Genomic DNA, 22,927 nt, shown 5'->3' with positions numbered 1-22,927 from the left:
CTTGCGGATGCGGGCTAAACAAGCCATTGTCCCTATGCTGCTGGCCTGACCGGTCGCACCCCTTTCAATCCATGGAGCCGGCGAGCGTGATCCTCCAACGTCGTTTCAGCCGCGTGGCCGTCGCCACTCTCGCGTTTGCATCGGTTCTCGCCTCCAGCGGGCCGCTCGCGGCGCAGACCCGGACCAGCGCCAGCGAAGACGCCAAGCAGGCACCATATCCGAGCGCGCGTGATCTGATCGGCCTGACGGTAGCGGGAAGCTACCTCGCCGCGCGCCACGCCAGTGTCGAGCGCGACGCGACTGCGGCGTCGGCATTCTACCGCGCGGCGCTGCGCTCCGACCCGAAGAACAGCGAACTGCTGGACCGTGCCTTCATCGCAGCCCTTGCCGATGGCGACATCGACGCGGCGGTGAAACTCGCCGACCGCATTCTGACCGTCGACAAGAACAACCGCGTCGCGCGGCTGGTGGCGGGCGTCCGCTCGCTGAAGCAGAAGAACTACGCCGTCGCCCAGCAGAACATCAATCAGTCCATCCGCGGGCCGATCACCGATCTTGTCGCGACGCTGCTGTCCGGTTGGGCCAGTTACGGCGCGGGCAACACCCAGACCGCGGTCTCAAGCATCGACAAGCTGGCGGGGCCGGAGTGGTATCCGATCTTCAAGGACCTGCACACCGGCATGATCCTTGAACTTGCCAACAAGCAGAAGGAAGCCGGCGCCCGCTTCGAGCGCGCCTACAAGCTCGACGACTCCGCATTGCGGGTGTCGGATGCCTATGCGCGCTGGCTGTCGCGCAACAGGGACGCGGCAGCGGCGACTGCCATCTATCAGGGCTTCGACAAGAAGCTCGCGCGTCATCCGCTGGTGGTGGAAGGCATTCGTGAAACCAAGGCCGGCAAGAAGCTGTCGCCGCTGGCGGAAAATCCGCAGCAGGGCGCGGCGGAAGCGCTGTACGGCATCGGCGCATCGCTGACGCGCCGCGGCGGCGAGGACCTTGCGCTGGTCTATCTTCAGCTTGCGCTCTACCTCAACCCGAACCATTCCCTCGCGCTGTTGTCGCTGGCCGATCTGTATGAAACGGTGAAGAAGCCGCAGATGGCGATCAAGATCTATGAGCGCGTGCCCGCCAATTCGCCGCTCAAGCGCAACGCGCAAATCCAGCTTGCGACCGATCTCGATGCCGTTGATCGCACGGAGGAAGGGATCAAGATCCTGAACGGTGTCGTCGCCGACGATCCGAAGGATGTCGAGGCGATCATGGCGCTCGGCAATATCGAGCGCGCCCGCAAGAAGTTCGCCGATTGCAGCGAGACCTACGGCAAGGGCATCGAGGCCCAGGCCAGCACCACCGACAAGCCGAACTGGGTGTTCTACTACTTCCGCGGCATCTGCAACGAGCGCTCGAAGCAGTGGGCGAAGGCGGAAGTCGATCTGAAGAAGGCGCTCGAGATGCAGCCCGAGCAGCCGCACGTCCTGAACTATCTCGGCTATTCGTGGATCGATCAGGGCATCAATCTCGATGAAGGCATGAAGATGATCCGCCGCGCCGTCGAGCAGCGGCCGGACGACGGCTACATCGTGGACTCGCTGGGCTGGGCCTACTACCGCATCGCCAATTACGAGAACGCCGTGAAGCACCTCGAACGCGCGATCGATCTCAAGCCGGAAGACCCGACAATCAACGATCATCTTGGCGATGCCTATTGGCGCGTCGGGCGGACGCTGGAAGCAAAATTCCAGTGGCAGCATGCGAAGGATCTCAAGCCCGAGGCGGACGAATTGCCGAAGATCGAGACCAAGCTGCGTGACGGCCTTCCCGAAGACACGTCCAACGCGGCTGCCGCCGAGAAGAAGAAGGACGACGGCAGGGGCGGCTAGTCCTGTCGGGCGCCCGATCGTTCTGCCATCGCCGGAATTGTCATTGCCGGGCTTGACCCGGCAATCCATCTTCTTGAATAAACGTTGATGGATGCGCGGGTGCGCAGACAAGTTTACGCGGTCTGCGCAAGGCAGGCTGCTGCGCCCGCGCATGATGCATTGTGGCCGGGGCGGCAAATACCATGACACTGCTGACTGAAACCGCGCGCGCCAAGGTCAACCTCACCTTGCGCGTCCTTGGCCGCCGCCCGGACGGCTATCATGACATCGAGAGCCTGGTGGTGTTTGCCGATTGCGCGGACACGCTGACGTTTGCGCCGGGGGCTGAGCTTGGCCTTGCGACCGGAGGGCCGGGCGCGGCGGACTGCGGCGAGATGTCGGATAATCTCGTGATCCGCGCTGCAAGGCTGCTCGCCGAACGCATTCCGGGTCTCACGTTCGGGCAATTCACGCTGGACAAGCATCTTCCGGTCGCTGCCGGCATCGGCGGCGGATCGGCGGATGCGGCTGCGGCACTGCGGCTGCTGGCGCGCGCCAACGGACTTGCTATCGACGATCCGCGCATTGTCGATGTCGCGCGCGAAACCGGTGCGGACATTCCGGTGTGTCTCGCGTCACGCGCCTGCACCATGACGGGTGTCGGCGAGAATTTGTCGATGCTCGATGTTCCTTCGATGCCGTGCGTGATGGTCAATCCGCGCGTCGGCGTCGCCACCAAGGATGTGTTCGCAGCGTTGGGCCTTGGCAAGGGCGAGCTTCTCGCGGGCGCCGGCGATATCATGCTGTCGCGAGGCTGGCCGGCGGACGGCGCGTCGTTCGGCGCGTGGATCGAGGCCATCGGCTCGGGCACCAACGATCTCGAACGGCCCGCGCTCAAGGTCGAGCCCGTCATCGATGAGGTCCTGTCCGCGCTGCGCGCGACGGACGGCGTGCAACTCGCGCGGATGTCAGGCTCCGGTGCAACGTGTTTTGCGATCTATGAGACCATCGGCGATGCCGGACAGGCCGCGAAAGCCATTACGCAAACTCACCCCAACTGGTGGGTTCACGCCGGCGTGCTGAGCTAAGTTTTCAGAGGTGGCGATCGCTCAGTGCGATCGCGCCAGACAGAATGCGACGACCTGTTCGAGCGCGGTCTTCATCGGCGACGATGGGAACAGCGCCAGTGCATCGACCGCCATCGCGCCGTAGTGCTGCGCGCGGCTCATGGTGTCTTCCAGAGCGCGGTGCTTGGTCATCAGACCAATGGCCTGATCGAGATCGCCATCACCGATCTCGCCCTTTTCCAGGGTGCGGATCCAGAACGCACGTTCGACATCGTTGCCGCGCCGGAACGCCAGCACCACCGGCAGCGTGATCTTGCCCTCGCGGAAATCGTCACCGACATTCTTGCCGAGCTTGGCGGCCTTGCCGCCGTAGTCCAGCACATCATCGACAAGCTGGAACGCGATGCCGAGATTCATGCCGACCGAGCGGCAGGCGGTCTGCTCCGCCTTCGGGCGATTGGCGATCACGGGGCCGACTTCGCAGGCGGCTGCGAACAGCTCAGCGGTCTTGCCGCGGATCACGGCGAGATACTCGTCCTCGGTGGTGGCGGTGTTCTTCGCTGCCGCAAGCTGCATCACTTCGCCTTCGGCGATGGTGGCGGCGGCGGAGGAGAGAATATCCAGCGCGCGCAGCGAGCCGACCTCGACCATCATGCGGAAGGCCTGGCCGAGCAGGAAGTCGCCGACCAGCACGCTGGCCTCGTTGCCCCACAGCATCCGCGCGGAGAGCTTGCCGCGCCGCAGCTCGCTTTCGTCCACCACGTCGTCATGAAGCAGCGTCGCGGTGTGCATGAATTCGACGGCCGCCGCGAGCTTGATATGGCCGTCGCCGGCGTAGCTGGTGAGGTTGGCCATGGCGAGCGTCAGCATCGGCCGCAGGCGCTTGCCGCCCGACGAAATCAGGTGGTTGGCGACCTCCGGGATCATCGTGACTTCGGAGCCGGTTCGCGACAAAATCGTGCTGTTGACGCGTTCCATGTCGGGCGCGACAAGCTCAACCAGCCGATCTATCGATGGCGTCGAGTGGCTCTCAAAGGGTACAATAACCGCCACGTCCGGTCTCCAGATGAATTTGAGGGCACCATAGAAACTGCCGTGCGATGCGGCAAGAGCAACGAACGGGCCTTTGGGGCCCCTTCCGGGAGATGGCGGCCTTGCGTGAACTCGTGCGGACCAACGATGTGGTGCTGGTGTCCGCGGTGGGGGCGCTGCTGGACGGCGCCAATATCCATCACCTCGTTCTCGACAGTAACATGAGCATCATGGACGGATCGCTGGGCGTACTTCCCCGGCGCATTCTGGTCCACGAGGACGACAATCTGGCCGCCCGCCGCCTGCTCACCGATGCGGGCCTGGCCCATGAATTGCGGGACAATGACTGACCCCGTCCAGGCTGAATTTGCGGATGTGACCGAGGACATGTTTCTCGGCGGGCAGTTGCTGCTGCGCCAGCCGAGGCGCGGCCACCGCGCGGGCCACGATGCGATCCTGCTGGCTGCGGCGACACCGGCGCGGGCAGGCCATCGCGTGGTGGAGTTCGGCGCTGGCGTGGGCACGGCGGGATTGGCGGTTGCGCGCCGCGTGACGGGGCTCGATCTGGTGCTCGTCGAAATCGACGACATGCTTGCAGCGCTGGCGTACGCCAATGCCGAGGCGAACGACATCAAGGCGAAGGTGACGGTGCTCGACGTCACTGCGAGCGCGGATGTTTTCGCCGCTTCTGAATTAGGACCCGACAGCGCCGACATTGTGCTGATGAATCCGCCGTTCAACGATGCGGAGCGACACCGCGCGTCGCCGGACCCGGCGCGGCAGTCCGCGCATGTGGCTTCCGCCGATACGCTGGAGCGATGGACCCATGCGGCGCGGCGGGTGCTGAAATCCGGCGGGGTGCTGACGCTGATCTGGCGCGCGGACGGGCTGGCGCAGGTGCTGGCGGCGCTGGAGCGCGGCTTCGGCAGCGTCGGGATTCTGCCGGTTCATCCCAATTCGCAGGGGGCGGCGATCCGCGTCATTGTCAGCGCGACGAAGGGCGGGCGCGCGCCGATGGCGCTGCATCCCGGATTTGTTCTGCAGGACCCGGAAGGCGAGGGCGGAGCGGAGGCTGCGGCGGTCCTCGGCGGAAAGGCCGTTCTGTTGCTGGCGAAGGAGCCAGGAAGCCGTTGAATGCCGGCTGCTCCGCAGACGGGCAGTCTGCTTACTGCGATACCGATTTTTGGCCGGTTTCAGGGGTCTTGGTGAAGTGGATCGTCGTGAGGAGAGCGCCAATCAGCAAGATCAGGAGGTAAATCTTCATTTCTGCACCTTCGGGACTGCGCCGTTGCAGCCTGCGTCGTTGTTGCAATGCAAAGTGCGTTCCAGTTTCTTGTCGCGCTCCGGCGAAGAACCGGAGAGTTTTGTAAGAAATCCCGTCCGATCAGATATTTAGACGGAATTCAGGCACAATGGACGTGCTTAACGATTGTCGAATGTGCTTGGGCTTCTGATGCCAGTTACCGAATAATAAACCGTGAAGATGAAGGACGTTCCATGGCCGAAAATGGCGCTAGCAGTCACATTGGCGAGAGGTTGAAACGCTGGCTGCCGGCGTGGCTGCGCGGCGAGGCGGTGGTGCCGGTGGTGCGGCTGTCCGGGGTGATCGGGGCGGTGACGCCGCTGCGGCCGGGGATGTCGCTGGCCGGCGTGTCGCGGACGCTGGAGCGGGCCTTTTCCATCAAGGGCGCCAAGGCCGTCGCGCTGGTGATCAATTCGCCGGGTGGCTCGCCGGTGCAATCGCGCCAGATCTATCAGCGCATTCGCCAACTCGCCGCCGAGAAGAATCGGCGCGTACTGGTGTTCGTCGAGGACGTCGCGGCATCCGGCGGCTACATGATCGCCTGCGCGGGCGACGAGATCTTTTGCGATCCGTCCTCGATCGTCGGCTCCATCGGCGTGGTCGGAGGCACGTTCGGCTTCACGGAACTGATCAAGAAGGTCGGGATCGAACGCAGGCTCTACACGTCGGGCGATCACAAGTCGCAGCTCGATCCGTTCCTGCCGGAAAATCCGGAAGACGTCGCCCGGCTGAAACAGATCCAGCGCGAGATCCACGACACCTTCATCACGCTGGTGAAGGACAGCCGCGGCGCGCGGCTGAAGGGCGAGGACGGTTACCTGTTCACCGGCGAATACTGGGCCGGCGAGCGTGCGGTGAAGCTCGGCCTCGCTGATGCGCTTGGCGATCTGCGCACCGTGCTGCGCGCGCGCTACGGCGACAAGGTGCGGATGCCGGTGATTGCGCCGCCGACCGGGCTGCTGTCAGGACTTTCGGGCCGCAAGCCCGGCGCGGGCGCGGCGCTGCCGGGTTTCCCGGGGTTTTCGGAAGACCTGATTTCGGCGCTGGAAGAGCGCGCGATCTGGGCGCGCTACGGATTGTAGGATGGGAGACTGGTTATGCCGCCGCTGATCCTGGTCGCTGCCGGAATTCTCGGCGGGGCGGCGCTGCTGCGTCTCGCAGTGCGCGAAAGCAGGCGCATCAACCGCGAGCTCGAGGAGGCGCGCAAGGCCAAGCCCGCCGAGAAGGAGAGCATGCCGAAACTGCGCCGCGATCCGGATAGTGGAACATACCGGCCGGGGTAACCGGCGCGCCGACACACGTGGTGTCGTCATCCTTCGAGGCTCGCCGCAAGTGCGGCTCGCACCTCAGGATGACGTTTCTTTGTAGATATTTGATCGGCGTATTGCGGAGGCCGTCATCCTGAGGTGCGAGCTCTTGCGAGCCTCGAAGGATGCGGACAAGCGTGCTCAGCCGTGCCTGCGTACGTCGTTGATCATCATGATGCACAGCGAGGCCATGATGGCCGCCGCGGCCAGAACCTGAAAAGCGATCATTGTCGTCCCTGCCGAAAAACGCACCGCCGGTTAAGCCCGGCCGTTGGTTGCAATGCCGCCGTTGCTAGCGGGCAGTTGCTAACAATCGGAAAGTCTTGAGCGGTCCTTGGGCGCTGACCTGTCGCTGCGGTTAAACCGGCGTTCGGGCGATCGCTAAAATCCGGCCGATTCCGGCAGGAATTGGCTTAAGGACTGGGCTATCGCCTTGATTCCGTTAGCCTGCGCCGATACGGTCCGCGCGCAAATCACCCCTTCCAGATTGTCAAAGATTTCTGATGGATTCCCTGCCTCCGCACATGCGACCCGAGCGTTCGTTTCAGGGCCTGATCCTGACGCTGCAGCGCTATTGGGCTGACCATGGCTGCGTCATCCTGCAGCCCTACGACATGGAAGTCGGCGCGGGCACGTTCCATCCGGCGACCACGTTGCGCGCGCTCGGTCCGAAGCGCTGGAACGCGGCTTACGTGCAGCCGTCGCGCCGCCCGAAGGATGGCCGCTACGGCGAGAACCCGAACCGCTTGCAGCACTACTATCAGTTTCAGGTGATCCTGAAGCCGTCGCCGCCGGACATTCAGGATCTCTATCTGAAGTCGCTCAAGGCCATCGGCGTCGATGCGGCGCTGCATGACATCCGCTTTGTCGAGGACGACTGGGAGAGCCCGACGCTGGGCGCGTGGGGCCTCGGCTGGGAGTGCTGGTGCGACGGCATGGAAGTCTCGCAGTTCACTTACTTCCAGCAGGTTGCGGGCGTCGAATGCGCGCCGGTCGCAGGCGAACTCACTTACGGGCTCGAGCGGCTCGCGATGTATGTGCAGGGCGTCGACAACGTCTACGATCTCAACTTCAACGGCCGCGACGGTGATGAGAAGGTCACCTATGGCGACGTGTTCCTGCAGGCCGAGCAGGAATATTCGCGGCACAATTTCGAACATTCCGACACCGCGATGCTGTTCGAGCAATTCAAGATGGCCGAGAGCGCCTGCAAGAAATATCTCGATGCTGGCTGGAAAGATGGCAAGCGCGAGGCGCATCTGATGGCGCTGCCGGCCTACGACCAGTGCATCAAGGCGAGCCACGTGTTCAACCTGCTCGACGCACGCGGCGTGATCTCGGTCACCGAGCGTCAGAGCTACATCCTGCGCGTGCGCGAACTCGCCAAGGCGTGCGGCGAAGCATGGATGCACACAGAAGCAGGCAAGGTGGCTTAAGATGCCTGATCTTCTCCTCGAACTGTTCTCCGAAGAAATTCCCGCGCGCATGCAGGCGAAGGCGGCGGAAGACCTGCGCAAGATGGTCACCGACAAGCTGGTCGCCGAGGGCCTCGTCTACGAAGGCGCGAAAGCCTTCGTGACGCCGCGACGTCTCGCGCTCACCGTGCACGGTATTCCGGCGCGTCAGCCGGACCTGAAGCAGGAGCGCAAGGGCCCGAAGATGGGCGCGCCCGACGCCGCCGTGCAGGGCTTCCTGAAAGCCACCGGCCTCAAGTCGCTGGATGAAGCGAAGATCCAGCGCGATCCGAAAGGCGATTTCTACATCGCGCTGATCGAGAGGCCGGGCCGTCCCGCCATCGACGTGATCGCGGAAATCATCCCGCTGATCATCCGCACCTTCCCGTGGCCGAAGCAGATGCGCTGGGGCGAGCGCTCCGCGAAGAACGGCGCGCTGACCTGGGTGCGCCCGCTGCATTCGATCATCGCGACCTTCGGTCCCGAGACCGAAGAGCCGGAGATCGTGAAGTTCGACGTCGCGGGTATCGAGGCCGGGCAGACCACGCATGGCCACCGTTTCATGGCGCCCGCCGCCATAGAGGTGCGCCGCTTCGACGATTACGTGTCGAAGCTGGAAGCCGCCAAGGTCGTGCTCGATCCCGAACGCCGCAAGAACATCATTCTTGAGGACGCGAAGGAGCTTGCGTTCGCGCAGGGCTTTGAACTGGTCGAAGATCAGGTGCTGCTCGACGAGGTCGCGGGCCTGGTCGAATGGCCGGTGGTGCTGATGGGCTCGTTCGACGAAGAATTTCTGTCGATCCCCGGCGAGGTGATCCGCGCCACCATCCGCAACAATCAGAAGTGCTTTGTGGTGCGCGACCCGAAGACCGGCAAGCTCGCCAACAAGTTCATTCTCACCGCGAACGTCGAAGCCTCCGACGGCGGCAAGGCGATTGTCGCGGGCAACGAGCGCGTCATCCGCGCGCGCCTGTCGGATGCGAAGTTCTTCTATGAGAGCGACCTGAAGAATTGGAAGAACAAGTCTCCTGAAGACTTGCTCAAGAAGTTCGATCAGATCGTGTTCCACGAAAAGCTCGGCACCCAAGCGGAACGCATCGCGCGCATCACGCGGCTTGCCGTTGAACTTGCGCCGTTGGTGAAGGCTGATCCAGCGAAGGTGGAAGCTGCCGCGAAACTTGCCAAGGCCGATCTGCTCACTGAAGTGGTCGGCGAATTCCCCGAAGTGCAGGGGCTGATGGGCAAGTACTACGCTCTGGCACAGGGCGAAGACGCCAGCGTCGCTGCGGCCATCGAGGATCACTACAAGCCGCAGGGGCCTGCGGATCGCGTGCCGACCGATTCGGTCGCGATTGCTGTCGCACTCGCGGACAAGCTCGACATTCTGACGGGCTTCTGGTCCATCGACGAGAAGCCGACCGGATCGAAAGACCCGTATGCATTGCGCCGCGCGGCGCTGGGCGTGATCAGGTTGATGCTCGAAAATAGAATAGAACTGAAACTGAATAGCGTCCTCACATCTGCGTATGAAAAATATATTGAGGTTTGGGCGGGAACACTAAGATTTGGTGCCGAAAAGACGAAGCGTTTTGACGGCGGTGGCTTTCAGTCAAGCACGAGTGAACGCATTTCCGATGAAACGGAAGCCGATCCGGACATCCGGTATCGAGTTGTTACAAAGGCGTGGGCGAGCGGCAAAGCGTGGGCGATGACGCCCGGCGAACTGACGATGACGCCTTTTGCGAAGAGATATGAGGTGGTACGAGATTTGCTGCCTTTCTTCGCCGACCGCCTGAAAGTTCAGCTTCGCGATCAGGGCGCGCGGCACGATCTCGTCGACGCCGTGTTCGCGCTCGGTGGTCAGGACGATTTGCTGATGGTCGTGCGTCGCGTCGAGGCGCTCGGCAAATTCCTCGACAGCGACGACGGCAAGAACCTGCTCGCGGGCACCAAGCGCGCGTCGAACATCCTCACCATCGAGGAGAAGAAGGACAAGCGCAAGTTCGACGGTGCGCCGGACGCGTCGCTCTACAAGCTCGATGAAGAGAAGACGCTCGCCAGCGCGATCGCTCAAGTGAAGACTGACGCCAGTGCCGCAGTCGCCAAGGAAGACTTCGCGTCAGCGATGACGGCGATGGCCAAGCTGCGTCCCGCGGTCGATGCTTTCTTTGACAAGGTGAAGGTCAACGACGACGTGGCCGCGGTGCGCGAAAACCGCCTGAAGCTGCTCAACGAAATCCGCGAGGCCACCCGCGCGGTGGCGGACTTCTCCAAGATTCAGGACTAGGCGCGAGAGCGTCTCAGATTGTTAGGTCGTCCCAGCGAAGGCCGGGACCCATAACCACCGGCCATTCTTTTGAGCGGAATGGCTGGGCGTATTCCCATTTAATGACGCCTCGACAGGGAGTATGGGTCCCGGCCTTCGCCGGGACGACCCGGTTTATGTTGCGCGTTACCCCCTTGAGCCTTTGCCTCGCTCAGGCACTTCAGAGTAACAGCGCCGCGCCGTTTACCCCTCGTTAACCATGTTCTGAAAGGTTCCGGTAACCTTCGTTAACAAGGCATGACGGCGGACGACCCATGACGTCGATCACTACCGGCACCAATCCCTACGCCCAACTCGGCTCGGCCTATGCGCGCACGGCGGCGGCGGCGACGCAGCCGTCGTTGCTGGACGCGATCAACACGGCTGACGCGGCCGGTTCGTCCGATCCCAACGCGGCGACCAACCTGACGCTATCGGATGCCGCGAAAGCGCGTATGGCCGCGGAGGCGAAGACGCCGGATTTTACGACGGTCACGAACGACGCGCGTCCGGCGCTCGACAAACTTTACGCTGCCGCGAAGGTCACCGGCCCGCTGGGTGCTGACGGCAAGACCGCCATCGATCTGTCGGCGCTGGATCGCCGCTCGCTGTTTGCCATCGCGACCAACAGCGGCGGAAAGTTCACGGCTGACGAACAAAGCGTCGCGTCCAGCGAACTGACCAATCGCTTCAACGCCGCGCTCGCGCCTGCGGCCGCAGCAACGTCGATGACGAAGAACTACACCGTCGTCTACAAGGCGGCGCTGGACTATCTCGACGGCGCGAGCAGCGAAGAGAAGGGGACCGCGGCATGGTCCGCGCAGCGTGCCGCCGTGCTGAAGGGCTATGAGGCCGCGAAGCAGAAGTCGGATACCGCACCGTCCGGCATTTCAGGCGATCCGGTCGCCAGCTATCTGACGCTGTATCCGGATGGCGCGCCGGTCGGCACGACCAAGACGTTCAGCACGGTTGCAACCAATGTCCGCGCCGCGCTTGATGCGCAGGCCAGCCTCGCCGCTGAAAAGGGCACAGAACTGGTCTACGATCCGGCGCGGAAATTCGGACAGCTTGTGGATTTTTCGTCGATCGACAACCGCTCGCTGTCGGCGATCACGCTCAATCAGGATCAGCAGTTCTCGAACCAGGAGATCTACGCGGCCAAGAAGGAACTCGATACACGGACGCGCATGAGCATTCTGGAATCGCTGAAGCAAAGCCAGCAGAGTGGCGATCCCACGCAGCTTAGCCTTGGAATTCTTCAGAGCTATTCCGCGATGAGCGATGAGGAGCGGCAGGCTTCAGGCTGGAGTCCTGCATTCCGCGACAACGTGGTCCAGAGTTACAGATCGACCAGCAACATCCTGTCCATGCTGCAAGGATCGTAACAGCAAACTTCCGAAAAAAGCCCCGCACGATTCACGTGCGGGGCAATTTCGTTTGGGCCACCATGGCGGGGATGGACCATCGGCTCAAACGAGAGCGTTATTGCTATTCCCGCTCGTCCCCGCGAAAGCGGGGACCCAGTCTTTTGTTGAAGGTCTGGATTCCCGCGTTCGCGGGAATGAGCGGAGTTTGATTTCCCAGCGTGCTAGTCGATCACCTGCATCACGCGGCGGGTGCGCGGTTCAACCAGGATAGGCCGGTCGTTCACCACCGTGTAGCGATAGCTGGTCGCGCCATACTGCTGCGGCACGTCGTAATAGGTCACGCCGCTTTCCGGCAGGATGGTGCCGACGCGCACAGGCGATTCGATCGCATACGACGGGACGCGCTCCTGAACGATGTACTGGCGGAAGCGCGGGCGCTCGTCTTCGGCAATGATGCCGACGCCTGGGCCGACGAGACCAGTCGTCACGCCTTCCTCGACAATGATGCGCTGCTGGGCATGTGCCGCGAGCGGCATTGCTGAGGCGGTGGCCAGCAGCGCTGCTGCGAGAAGGGGATTACGCATGGGTTTCTCCTTGATCAAAAGGAGCCTGATCGTGCGCCGAGCGGCTTCGCTCATGTCGATCACGCTCGGAAAATCGGTGAAGGCCGATCAACAGCGGTGACAATGGCGAGCGTGGAGCATCGTTCCTGCCCGATTGTGATTTCACCGGGGCATTTTCATGAAAGTGACGGCAGTGCGTGGCTGCACAACTTCTCAGCCGATGTGGAACTCACCGCTTATCCAGGCCGTTGGCTGTTGCGGCACGCGGCAGGAGGATAACTTTTGTCCCGATTCGCGTGCCGTTTCATCCTTTCAATGTCCGGGAGACATCAGATGTCCATCAGCGTCGCCAACATTCAGCCGATCGTCGCACTCATTGCCGGTGTGCTGATTCTCGTCATGCCGCGGCTGCTGAATTTCATCGTGGCGATCTATCTGATCCTGATCGGGATCATCGGACTGGGCATCATTAAGTAACGGAGTATTTCAGATTGTTACAGAGTTGGTAACAAAACATCGCGATTCACGCGAATCTGTAACAATCTGTAACCGTCCGTGACCAACAACGCGGATATCGGGCGGGAGTCGCTTGCGCGTCGCCGGGCAACCGTGGTGTAACGCCGCTGCCGTTTCACTCATGCAGCGTCTGGAAGCCATGGCCAAAGCCTCATCGAAGAAATCCGCCGCGAAGTCCTCTCCGAAATCAGTTTCAAAATCGAAACCGGCCGCAAAAGCGAAGCCGGTTTCCGCAAAACCCGTGAGCAAGGTGGTAGCGAAAGCTGCTGCGAAGACATCCGCGCCTGCTGCGAAGAAGGTCGCGAAGCCAGCGGCGAAGCAAACCGTTCAGGCTGGCAAGTGGGTTTATACATTCGGTGACGGACGCGCCGAGGGCAAGGCCGGCATGCGCGATCTGCTTGGCGGCAAGGGTGCGAACCTCGCCGAGATGGCTAATCTCGGCTTGCCGGTGCCTCCCGGATTCACGATTCCAACCTCGGTCTGCACGTATTTCTACGCCAACGACAAAACCTATCCGAAGGAGCTGAAGGCGCAGGTCGAGAAGGCGCTCGACACTGTCGGCAAGATCGCCGGCAAGACCTTCGGTGATGCGAAGAACCCGCTGCTGGTCTCGGTGCGATCCGGCGGACGCGCCTCGATGCCGGGCATGATGGATACCGTGCTCAACCTCGGCATGAACGACACCACAGTGGAGGCGCTGGCGCAGCTCTCGGGCGACCGCCGCTTCGCCTATGACAGCTATCGCCGCTTCATCACGATGTATTCGGACGTGGTGCTCGGCTTCGAGCATCATCATTTCGAGGACATCCTCGACACCTACAAGGACAGCAAGGGCTATTCGCTCGATACCGAGCTGACCGCTGACGACTGGGTCGATCTGGTCGGCCGATACAAGGAAGCGGTGGCGCGCGAAACCGGCAAGGACTTCCCGCAGGACCCGCACGCGCAGTTGTGGGGCGCGATGGGTGCTGTGTTCTCGTCGTGGATGAACGCACGCGCGGTGACCTACCGCCGCCTGCACGATATTCCGGAGTCTTGGGGCACCGCCGTCAATATTCAATCTATGGTGTTCGGCAACATGGGCGACACCTCGGCGACCGGCGTTGCCTTCACGCGCAATCCGTCCACCGGCGAAAAGCGGCTCTACGGCGAATTCCTCATCAACGCGCAGGGCGAGGACGTGGTCGCGGGCATCCGCACGCCGCAGGACATCACCGAATACGCGCGCAAGGAATCCGGTTCCGACAAGGCATCGATGGAAGTCGCGATGCCGGACGCGTTCAAGGAACTGACGCGGATCTATACGCTGCTCGAGAAGCACTACCGTGACATGCAGGACATGGAATTCACGGTGGAGCAGGGCAAGCTGTGGATGCTGCAGACCCGCAATGGCAAGCGCACCGCGAAGGCCGCGCTGCGTATCGCGGTCGACTTCGCCAATGAAGGCCTGATCACCAGGAAGGATGCGATCATGCGGATCGATCCGGCCTCGCTCGATCAGTTGCTGCATCCGACCATCGATCCGGTCGCCAAGCGCGATGTCATCGCCACTGGTCTGCCGGCATCGCCGGGTGCTGCCGCCGGTGAAATCGTGTTCTCGTCGGACGAGGCTGCGAAGCTGCAGGCCGATGGCCGCAAGGTCATCCTGGTGCGCGTCGAGACGTCGCCGGAAGACATCCACGGCATGCACGCCGCGGAAGGCATTCTCACCACGCGCGGCGGCATGACCTCCCATGCGGCGGTGGTCGCGCGCGGCATGGGCAAGCCCTGCGTGTCCGGTTGCGGCACCGTGCGTGTCGATTACGGCCGCGGGCTGATGACCATCGGCAACCGCAGCTTCAAGGCTGGCGATGTCATCACCATCGATGGCTCGCTGGGCCAGGTTCTGGCCGGCCGCATGCCGATGATCGAGCCGGAACTGTCCGGCGATTTCACCACGCTGATGGGCTGGGCTGATCAGGTCCGCAAGCTGAAGGTCCGCACCAATGCGGATACGCCGTCGGATGCGCGCACCGCGCTGAAGTTCGGCACCGAAGGCATCGGCCTGTGCCGCACCGAGCACATGTTCTTCGAGGAAACGCGCATCCGCACGGTGCGTGAAATGATCCTCGCCGAAGACGAAGGCGCGCGCCGCGCAGCGCTGGCCAAGCTTCTGCCAATGCAGCGCGCCGATTTCGTCGATCTGTTCGAGATCATGAAGGGCCTGCCGGTCACCATCCGTCTGCTCGATCCGCCGCTGCATGAATTCCTGCCGCACTCGCAGAGCGAGATCGAAGAGGTTGCGCGAGCGATGAACACCGATCCGCGCAGGATCGCCGACCGCGCACGTGAACTCGCCGAGTTCAATCCGATGCTCGGCTTCCGCGGTTGCCGTCTGGCGATCGCCTATCCGGAAATTGCCGAGATGCAGGCGCGTGCGATCTTCGAGGCGGCGGTCGAGGCCGGCAAGCGCACCGGCAAGCCGGTCGGCCTTGAGGTGATGGTGCCGCTGATCGCGACCCGCGCCGAGTTCGATATCACCAAGGCGCGCATCGATGCCACCGCGCAGTCGGTGATGAAGGACACCGGCGTGAAGCTCAACTATCAGACCGGCACCATGATCGAACTGCCGCGCGCATGTCTGCTCGCGGGCGAGATCGCGAAGACCGCCGAATTCTTCTCGTTCGGGACCAACGATCTCACGCAGACCACCTACGGCATCAGCCGTGACGACGCCGCGAGTTTCCTCGGCACTTATATTGCCCGCGGTATCCTCGAGATCGATCCGTTCATTTCGGTCGATCGCGACGGCGTCGGCGAACTGGTGAAGATCGGCGTGCAGCGCGGCCGCAAGGCACGTCCGGGCCTCAAGATGGGCATCTGCGGCGAGCACGGCGGCGATCCTGCGTCGGTCGCGTTCTGCCATGAGATCGGTCTCGATTACGTGTCGTGTTCGCCGTATCGCGTGCCGATCGCGCGTTTGGCGGCGGCACAGGCCGCGCTCGGCAAGACTGTCGCCAGCCAGGCCTGAGTTCTACATTATCCCCAAACATCATGCCGTCTCCGAGAGGAGGCGGCATTTTGCTTTTCCGCGCATCTCAACGCGCGCGTGAAATGGAACCGCGTCAAATTCGCGTTCACTATTTTCGTTGACGCGATCTTTACCACCTTGCTGGAGGCGCTGTTTACCAACGCTTTCGATGTCATGGCGCGTTTTCAAGCGCGCGCTTGCGTGTGGCGCGCGAGACGCGGCGATTAACCCCCCGGCAACTTTAATTCGATACCAACGAAATTGATCGAATTGCACTGAATGCGCGGTTCGGTTGCGTGTGTATAGCGTTAGTTGCGTGAGCGTATCGATGTCTGTGTTGCGTAACGGGTCGAAGGGCGCGCGGTTCGCGCCCTTCGGCTTTGTTCTCTGTCTTCTGACAGTGAGCCCGACCGAAATCGGCTATCAGGATCTCGCATCGTTGCTGGCGCGCCAGCCTGGTGTTGCCGAGCGCTGGCAGGAATACATCTTTGCATCGTCGCGCCGCATGCTGCAGGTGGCCTCGTTCAATCTGCCCCGCCCGATCGGCACCAATACCCGCGAAACACCGGCGTATCATCTGGCAAGTCTCGTCAGCCAGGGCGTCGACGTGGCCGGCTCTCTCGGCCGCGATCCGCTCGGACCCGTTTTGCGCCCATTGCAGAAATCGGATTTCCCCAAGGTTGTGCGCTCGTCGAAGGGCGATCGTCTTCCGGTTTACACGCCGGAGCTTGTCGCGCCTGTCGCCGCGCCGCAGCCGGAGCAGGATCAGCTGAATTCCAACGCGTCGGTGCGCGGCGCGAAGACGGCGGAGTTGGCGCCTGCGAATGCAGCCGCGCCGCTCGATGCAGAACTGGAAGCCGCGCTGAACGCTCCGCGTCTGCCACAGTATGATTCCGCCGTTTCGCTGCAGAACATTCCTGCCGATCATCCGCTGAACGCCGCTCCGGCAGCCAGGGAAGACGGCACTGCCGTCGAGTCGGAACCGGGCCGCGACGGCTTCTCGTTCCAGACCGCGACGCTGTTTTTCGGCAACTCATCGCTCGGCGTCTCGAGCGGGTCACTCGAGCGCTGGCAGCCCGGCGAAGAACCGATCATCGTCATTCCGGGCGTCGATCCGGACATGAAAATGCCGGCGGCCTTGCCCGATCAGTCCGCCGCGCCATCGACCGGCGGCGAAAGCGTCGCCAGCAAGGGCGAAGTGACCGGCGAGCACCAGCGCCCTCGCACACCGGCGGAACGCCTTGGCCTCGACGCCAAGAACCGTGCGAAATCCGAAAAGTGCCTGACCGACGCGATCTACTTCGAGGCGCGCGGCGAAGCGGTGCGCGGCCAGATCGCGGTGGCGCAGGTCGTGCTGAACCGCGCCTTCTCCGGCTATTATCCAACCACGGTCTGCGGCGTCGTCTACCAGAATTCGCACCGCCACCTGTCGTGCCAGTTCACGTTTGCCTGCGACGGCATCCGCGACGTGGTGAAAGAGCCGGACATGTGGGAACGCGCCAAGAAGATCGCGCGGGAGAGTCTGGACGGCCGGCTGTGGCTGCCGGAAGTTGGCAAGTCCACGCACTATCATGCCTACTGGGTGCGCCCGTCATGGGCCAACGAGATGAAGAAGATGTACAAGTACGGCGTACATACCTTCTATCGTCCGCGGGCCTGGGGCGACGGCAAGGACGCGCCGACCTGGGGCACGGCGGCGGAAACGGCGGCGATCTCCGCAAAGCTGGCCGAAGCAGCCAGGAGTTCGGCTGAAATAACGGCCGGAAAGTAGCGGTCGTTCTGTGGGAATCTCGATGGTCGTCCCGGCGCATGCCGGGACCCATCACCCCTGGACATGATGCTCATCACGAGAGTTGGAGAGGCATCCCGCTTTCTCAGATTGTGTAGGGCTTATGGGTCCCGGCTCGCGCTGCGCTTGGCCGGGACGACGCAGATGTCACGCATCGATATCCAGCGCGACATCAAAGTTCGGCGCAGAATGCGTCAGCGCGCCCGCCGACACATAATCGACGCCGGTTGTCGCGATCTCGCCGATCGACGCCAGCGTGACGCCGCCGGACACCTCCAGCACCACGCGTTTGTTGGTGATCGCGACCGCTTCGCGCAGCGTCGGAATGTCCATGTTGTCGAGCATCACCACGTCCGCAAGGCCGGTCGCAAGGACTTCGCGCAATTGGTCGAGTGTGTCGACCTCGATCTCGATCTTGACCAGATGACCGGCATGCGCACGCGCGCGTTGCAGCACGGCTTTGACGCCGCCGGCGACAGCGATGTGATTGTCCTTGATCAGGATGGCATCGTCGAGGCCGAAGCGGTGATTGAAGCCGCCGCCGCAGCGCACCGCGTATTTCTCCAGCGCGCGCAGCCCCGGCGTGGTCTTGCGGGTATCGCAGATGCGCGTCTTGGTCACGCCGGCGTGGCGGATGTAGTCCGAGGTCAGGGTCGCGATGCCGGAGAGGCGGCCGACAAAGTTCAGCGCGGTGCGTTCGCCTGAAAGCACCGCGCGAGCCGGGCCTGAGATGGTCAGCACGTGAACGCCCTTGGCGACGTTGACGCCGTCATGGGCGTGGGCCTGAATCCGGACGTCGGGCGACAGCTTCAGAAAGGTCGCAACCGCCAGCGGCAGGCCCGCGATCACGCCAGCCTGCCGCGCCACCAGTTTGGCAAAAGCCTGGGTGTTGGCCGGGATGGTCGCAATCGAGGTCACGTCTCCGGCGCGGCCGAGGTCTTCCGCCAGCGCGCGCTCCACCGCGTCATCGATCGCCAGCGGCGACAGAAATGCCTGCGGGTGCATCAGGGCGGCGGGGTTCAGGACATCGGTGACGCTCACGTTCAAACTCCCGTGGATAGTTTAGCGGATCGTTTGGCGGTTGCACCGTCAGACAGCATGAGCGCGATGTTACGCGCCTCAATGAGCGTTGTCATGGTGCGGTGCCTTTGCGCCGGATCTTCCGCCGTATAGTCGGAGCGGAAATGCGCGCCGCGGCTCTCGCGCCGCGACCATGCCGATGCCGCGACGATCAGCGCCGTGGTTGCCATGTTGCGCAGTGCAATGTTTCCGGTGCTCTGTTCGATGGCCGCGAACGCCTGTACGGCTTCCATCAGCCGGTCGCCGTCGCGGACGACGCCTACATGCGAACTCATCATGGAGCGCAGATTGGCTTCGGTGAGCGGCGGCATGGCGCAGTTGCGCGGGGTCTGCGACGGCACGGCGAGGGGGCTGCGCGCAAACACATTGCCGTCGATGTCTTCGGCGATCCGCGGGGCATAGACCACGGCTTCGAGCAGCGAGTTGGAGGCGAGGCGGTTGGCGCCGTGCGCTCCGGTGCTCGACACTTCGCCGCCGGCCCACAAGCCTTTGAGAGAAGTGCGGCCGTGCCTGTCCACGGCGATGCCGCCCATGTGGTAATGAGCCGCCGGCGCAATCGGGATGGGTTGCTTGGCGGGATCGATACCCGCCGCCATACAGCTTGCGTAGACCGTTGGGAATTTTTTGGCGAACGCCGCGCCAAGCGCCTTGGTTGCATCCAGATACGCGCCACGGCCAGCGGCGATTTCCGCGAACACGCCGCGCGCAACGATATCGCGGGGTGCGAGTTCCGCGAGCGGATTGAGCGCGAGCATGAACCGCTCGCCCTTGCCGTTGATCAGCGTCGCGCCTTCGCCGCGCAAGGCTTCGGTCGCCAGCGGCGCGGGGTCGCGACCTACCATGATGGCGGTCGGATGAAACTGCACGAATTCGGGATCGGCAATCACCGCGCCGGCGCGCGCGGCAATCGCGAGACCCGATCCGCTGGCCTCCGCCGGATTGGTCGTGACTGAATAGAGATGCCCGATGCCACCGGTCGCCAGCACGATCGCGCGCGAGGGGATGATGATCGGCGCAGCGATTGCATCGTCCGCCTTGCGCAATTGCAGGCCGGACACGGCGTCGCCCTCTGCGATCAGGGCTTCGGCGACATAGCCTTCGATCACGCGGATCGACAGTGTCTTGCGCACTGCCTCGATCAGCGCCGCGATGATCGCCTTTCCCGCCATGTCGCCCTGAACGTGGACGATGCGCCGGGCGGAATGCGCGGCCTCGCGTCCGACGGCGAGCTTGCCTTCGAGGTCGCGGTCGAACGGCACGCCGTATTGCAGGAGATCATGAATCCGCGCGCCGGCCTCGCGGGCGAGTCCCAGCGCGACGTCTTCATCGACGATGCCGCCACCGACCGCGATCGTGTCGGCGGCATGCGCTTCGGCGCTGTCGCCTTCGGCAACCGCGGCTGCGATGCCGCCCTGGGCCCATGCGCTCGACGCGCCTTCGCCGAGCGGTGCAGCGGAAATCACCGTGACGGGCCGGGGGCTAAGTTTCAGCGCGCAGAACAGCCCCGCCAGTCCGCCGCCGACGATGATGACGTCTGTGGTGCGCGCGAGATCGTTAGAGTTGAGTGTCATGCCAATTGGCTTTCAACTTTGGGATCGTCATGCCCGCGCTTGTCGCGGGCATCCACGTTTTTTTGTATGATTAAGGCGTGGATGGCCGGGACAAGCCCGGCCATGACGGCTGTAGCCGTATCGCGCTCAATTCTTCAGGTTGATCATGCGTTCCACCGAACGCCGGGCCTTGTCGATGATCATCGGGTCGATGGTCACTTCCTCACGCATGTAGATCAGGCTGTCGAGAATCTTCGGCAGCGTGATGCGCTTCATGTGCGGGCACAGGTTGCACGGCTTGACGAACTCGACATTCGGCAGTTCGGCCTGGACGTTGTCCGCCATCGAGCATTCGGTGACCATGACGATGCGCTTCGGCTGGTGCTTCCGGACCCAGTCGATCATGTGCGCGGTCGAGCCGGTGAAGTCCGCCTCCGCGAGGACGTCGGGCGGGCACTCCGGGTGTGCGATGATCTGCACTGATGGGTCGGCCTCGCGATAGGTGCGCAGCTCGTCGCCGGTGAAGCGCTCGTGCACCTCGCACGCGCCTTTCCATGCGATGATCTTCACGGTGGTTTTCGAGGCGACGTATTTCGCCAGATACTGGTCGGGGAGGAAAATCACGGTCTCGGCGTTGAGGCTTTCCACCACCTGCACGGCGTTCGACGAGGTGCAGCAGATATCGACCTCCGCCTTCACATCGGCCGACGTGTTGACGTAAGCCACCACCGGCACACCGGGGAAACGCTCGCGCAGCAGGCGCACGTCCGCGCCGGTGATCGACGACGCCAGCGAGCAGCCGGCGCGCGAATCCGGGATCAGCACGGTCTTCTCGGGATTGAGGATCTTCGAGGTCTCGGCCATGAAGTGCACGCCGCACTGGACGATGACTTTCTCTTTCACTTTCGTCGCCTCGCGGGCGAGCTGCAGCGAGTCGCCGCCGATATCGGCGACGCAATGGAAAATCTCCGGCGTCTGGTAGTTGTGCGCCAGGATCACCGCGTTGCGCTGCTGCTTGAGATCGTTGATCGCCTTGACGTAAGGCGCCATGAACGGCCATTCGATTTCGGGAATGACGTTCTTTACCTTGGCATAGAGATGCGCGGTGGCGCGCTCGACCTCGGGCGTCCATTCCAGCGACGGCATCGGCAAGGCGTGCGCACGTTCCGCATCGGTGATGCGGGCGCGGGCAACGCTCTGCGCGCGGTGGGTCGGATTCCCGAAATCGTCGGGACCGTAAATTCCGGTGATCGGCATCGCAGCCTCCTGAAGTCGCCTAATATACTCAATTTGAGCATATTAGGGTTTTGAGAAATCCGGCCTTTTGGGCCGGCGCTCCAAACTCGGTTTCCTCACAGGGACGACGGATTTAGCGTGTCCGCGTTCCCTGACTCGCGAGATCGTTACTTATTCTCATAACGAGCAAAACAAATATAGCAGGTTGGTTCCGGCCTCGCCAGAGGGGTACTCGGAATTTTCCGCATGGCGGAAATGCATCTGCCCTCAAGCGATGCGAACCTGCGGCTAAGGGCTTGGCAAACCGGGCCGGAGCCGCCAATCAGGGGGCCGGATTCATTCGCACAAGAAAAAACGGAGATCGGGTTTGGCAACCTTCAAGGCAATCAGAATCGACAAGGCAGACAAAGGCACCACGGCGGCGCTGACGCAGTTCGACGAAGCGGAACTGATGGAAGGCGACGTCACCGTCGCGGTCGAGTGGTCCACGGTAAATTACAAGGACGGCCTCGCCGTCACCGGCAAGTCGCCGGTGGTGCGCCGTTTCCCGATGATTGCCGGTGTCGATTTTGCAGGCACGGTTCTGGAATCGTCACACTCGGGCTGGAAGGCGGGCGACAAGGTGGTCTCCACCGGCTGGGGTTTGAGCGAGACCCATCTCGGTGCGTATGCGCAGAAGGCACGCGTCAAAGGCGACTGGCTGGTGCGTTTGCCCGAGGGCATGACCGCGCGTCAGGCGATGGCGATCGGCACGGCGGGTTTCACCGCGATGCTGTCGGTGATGGCGCTGGAGAAGTATGGCCTCACGCCGAAGCATGGCCCGGTGGTTGTCACTGGCGCTGCCGGCGGTGTCGGTTCGGTGGCGGTCGCGATCCTCTCAAAGCTCGGTTTCCATGTCATCGCATCGACCGGACGTGCAGCCGAGGCGGATTATCTGCGCGGTCTCGGCGCAACTGAGGTGATCGACCGCAACGAATTGTCGGGACCGCCAAAGGCGCTCGCCAAGGAGCGCTGGGCCGGTGGCATCGACAGCGTCGGATCGACCACGCTGGCCAACCTGCTGTCGATGACGAAGTACGGCGGCGCGATTGCCGCCTGCGGTCTTGCCGGCGGTATGGACCTGCCGTCGTCGGTCGCGCCTTTCATTTTGCGCGGAGTGTGCCTTTTGGGCATCGATTCCGTGATGTGCCCGATCGAGCCGCGCAAGGCCGCCTGGGCGCGCATCGCGAAGGATGTGGACCACGCAAAACTTGCTGAAATGACTACGGAAATCGGCCTCGACGAGGTTATCGGCGCAGCTCCGAAAATTCTCGCCGGACAGCTTCGCGGCCGGACGGTGGTGAAAATTTCCTGAGGACGTTCAGACTTTGCAAACCATGGTGCTCCAATGTTGCCATGGTTGGTATGGTAATCACCGGGTTAAGGCGTAAACCGCCGGGCGCTTTGCCCGGCCGGTTCTTCTGATCCGCAGTTAGTCAGTTGGAGTAGC

The 22,927-nt window shown here is 62.9% G+C and carries 20 protein-coding genes; 13 read left to right on the top strand and 7 right to left on the bottom strand.

Going from position 1 to position 22,927, the window contains the following annotated elements; translation table 11 throughout:
* Positions 1 to 71 precede the first annotated feature (71 nt).
* Complete coding sequence (locus HNQ36_RS18380) at positions 72 to 1,880, top strand: tetratricopeptide repeat protein (protein ID WP_184087354.1); 1,809 nt, start codon at positions 72 to 74, stop codon at positions 1,878 to 1,880.
* Positions 1,881 to 2,062: 182 nt separating this feature from the next.
* Positions 2,063 to 2,947 carry a 4-(cytidine 5'-diphospho)-2-C-methyl-D-erythritol kinase gene (locus HNQ36_RS18375; protein ID WP_184087352.1) on the top strand — a complete coding sequence of 295 codons (885 nt, stop codon included), beginning with the start codon at positions 2,063 to 2,065 and terminating at the stop codon, positions 2,945 to 2,947.
* Between the two features lie 21 nt (positions 2,948 to 2,968).
* On the opposite strand, the gene HNQ36_RS18370 is transcribed toward HNQ36_RS18375, so the two are convergent.
* The gene (locus HNQ36_RS18370) at positions 2,969 to 3,979 is read right to left on the bottom strand and encodes a polyprenyl synthetase family protein (RefSeq protein ID WP_184087350.1); all 1,011 of its coding nucleotides are present in this window, start codon (positions 3,977 to 3,979) and stop codon (positions 2,969 to 2,971) included.
* 101 nt (positions 3,980 to 4,080) lie between these two features.
* Here HNQ36_RS18370 and HNQ36_RS18365 point away from each other — a divergent pair, with 101 nt between their 5' ends.
* The 7 genes from HNQ36_RS18365 (at position 4,081) to HNQ36_RS18335 (ending at position 11,712) form a co-directional block, all read left to right on the top strand.
* Complete coding sequence (locus HNQ36_RS18365) at positions 4,081 to 4,308, top strand: putative signal transducing protein (protein WP_184087348.1); 228 nt, start codon at positions 4,081 to 4,083, stop codon at positions 4,306 to 4,308.
* Complete coding sequence (locus HNQ36_RS18360; RefSeq protein ID WP_184087346.1) at positions 4,301 to 5,092, top strand: tRNA1(Val) (adenine(37)-N6)-methyltransferase; 792 nt, start codon at positions 4,301 to 4,303, stop codon at positions 5,090 to 5,092. The genes HNQ36_RS18365 and HNQ36_RS18360 overlap by 8 nt, the downstream gene beginning before the upstream one ends.
* A 363-nt stretch (positions 5,093 to 5,455) precedes the next feature.
* Entirely contained in the window at positions 5,456 to 6,343 is an 888-nt protein-coding gene (locus HNQ36_RS18355; protein WP_184087344.1) for a S49 family peptidase, read from the top strand.
* Between the two features lie 15 nt (positions 6,344 to 6,358).
* Positions 6,359 to 6,544, top strand: coding sequence for a hypothetical protein (locus HNQ36_RS18350; RefSeq protein ID WP_184087342.1), 186 nt, complete (start codon positions 6,359 to 6,361; stop codon positions 6,542 to 6,544).
* Between the two features lie 527 nt (positions 6,545 to 7,071).
* Positions 7,072 to 8,004, top strand: a complete 933-nt coding sequence (locus tag HNQ36_RS18345) for a glycine--tRNA ligase subunit alpha (RefSeq protein ID WP_184087340.1) — start codon at positions 7,072 to 7,074, stop codon at positions 8,002 to 8,004.
* A 1-nt stretch (position 8,005) separates the two neighbouring features.
* On the top strand, positions 8,006 to 10,309 hold the full coding sequence (gene glyS / locus HNQ36_RS18340) for a glycine--tRNA ligase subunit beta (protein WP_184087338.1): 2,304 nt from the start codon (positions 8,006 to 8,008) through the stop codon (positions 10,307 to 10,309).
* Between the two features lie 293 nt (positions 10,310 to 10,602).
* Complete coding sequence (locus HNQ36_RS18335) at positions 10,603 to 11,712, top strand: hypothetical protein (RefSeq protein ID WP_184087336.1); 1,110 nt, start codon at positions 10,603 to 10,605, stop codon at positions 11,710 to 11,712.
* 203 nt (positions 11,713 to 11,915) lie between these two features.
* Here HNQ36_RS18335 and HNQ36_RS18330 read toward each other — a convergent pair whose 3' ends face one another.
* On the bottom strand, positions 11,916 to 12,278 hold the full coding sequence (locus HNQ36_RS18330) for a DUF1236 domain-containing protein (RefSeq protein ID WP_184087334.1): 363 nt from the start codon (positions 12,276 to 12,278) through the stop codon (positions 11,916 to 11,918).
* A gap of 312 nt (positions 12,279 to 12,590) precedes the next feature.
* On the opposite strand from HNQ36_RS18330, the gene HNQ36_RS18325 reads away from it, so the two are divergent.
* Positions 12,591 to 12,734: a DUF3096 domain-containing protein gene (locus HNQ36_RS18325; RefSeq protein ID WP_083992656.1), complete on the top strand. Its 144-nt coding sequence runs from the start codon at positions 12,591 to 12,593 to the stop codon at positions 12,732 to 12,734.
* Between the two features lie 9 nt (positions 12,735 to 12,743).
* Here HNQ36_RS18325 and HNQ36_RS26260 read toward each other — a convergent pair whose 3' ends face one another.
* The gene (locus HNQ36_RS26260; RefSeq protein WP_246395462.1) at positions 12,744 to 13,022 is read right to left on the bottom strand and encodes a hypothetical protein; all 279 of its coding nucleotides are present in this window, start codon (positions 13,020 to 13,022) and stop codon (positions 12,744 to 12,746) included.
* Between HNQ36_RS26260 and ppdK the strand changes: the two genes are divergently transcribed.
* Entirely contained in the window at positions 12,913 to 15,783 is a 2,871-nt protein-coding gene (gene ppdK, locus HNQ36_RS18320) for a pyruvate, phosphate dikinase (RefSeq protein ID WP_246395455.1), read from the top strand. The genes HNQ36_RS26260 and ppdK overlap by 110 nt on opposite strands.
* A gap of 21 nt (positions 15,784 to 15,804) precedes the next feature.
* Here the strand turns inward: ppdK and HNQ36_RS18315 are convergent, their stop codons facing one another.
* Entirely contained in the window at positions 15,805 to 16,059 is a 255-nt protein-coding gene (locus HNQ36_RS18315) for a hypothetical protein (RefSeq protein WP_184087330.1), read from the bottom strand.
* A gap of 52 nt (positions 16,060 to 16,111) precedes the next feature.
* Between HNQ36_RS18315 and HNQ36_RS18310 the strand changes: the two genes are divergently transcribed.
* Positions 16,112 to 17,554 carry a cell wall hydrolase gene (locus HNQ36_RS18310; RefSeq protein WP_184087328.1) on the top strand — a complete coding sequence of 481 codons (1,443 nt, stop codon included), beginning with the start codon at positions 16,112 to 16,114 and terminating at the stop codon, positions 17,552 to 17,554.
* 165 nt (positions 17,555 to 17,719) lie between these two features.
* Here HNQ36_RS18310 and nadC read toward each other — a convergent pair whose 3' ends face one another.
* The 3 genes from nadC to nadA form a co-directional block, all read right to left on the bottom strand.
* Positions 17,720 to 18,613 (bottom strand): carboxylating nicotinate-nucleotide diphosphorylase, encoded by an 894-nt coding sequence (nadC, locus tag HNQ36_RS18305; protein ID WP_347339982.1) that lies wholly within the window; start codon positions 18,611 to 18,613, stop codon positions 17,720 to 17,722.
* A gap of 2 nt (positions 18,614 to 18,615) precedes the next feature.
* Complete coding sequence (locus tag HNQ36_RS18300; RefSeq protein WP_184087326.1) at positions 18,616 to 20,223, bottom strand: L-aspartate oxidase; 1,608 nt, start codon at positions 20,221 to 20,223, stop codon at positions 18,616 to 18,618.
* 126 nt (positions 20,224 to 20,349) lie between these two features.
* Positions 20,350 to 21,459: a quinolinate synthase NadA gene (gene nadA, locus HNQ36_RS18295; RefSeq protein WP_184087324.1), complete on the bottom strand. Its 1,110-nt coding sequence runs from the start codon at positions 21,457 to 21,459 to the stop codon at positions 20,350 to 20,352.
* Between the two features lie 346 nt (positions 21,460 to 21,805).
* Here nadA and acuI point away from each other — a divergent pair, with 346 nt between their 5' ends.
* On the top strand, positions 21,806 to 22,792 hold the full coding sequence (gene acuI / locus HNQ36_RS18290) for an acrylyl-CoA reductase (NADPH) (protein WP_184087322.1): 987 nt from the start codon (positions 21,806 to 21,808) through the stop codon (positions 22,790 to 22,792).
* The last annotated feature ends 135 nt before the right edge of the window (positions 22,793 to 22,927 follow it).

Origin of the sequence: Afipia massiliensis (assembly GCF_014203115.1) — a bacterium.
GTDB classification, from domain to species: domain Bacteria; phylum Pseudomonadota; class Alphaproteobacteria; order Rhizobiales; family Xanthobacteraceae; genus Afipia; species Afipia massiliensis.
This window is presented reverse-complemented; position numbering and strand designations above follow the sequence as displayed.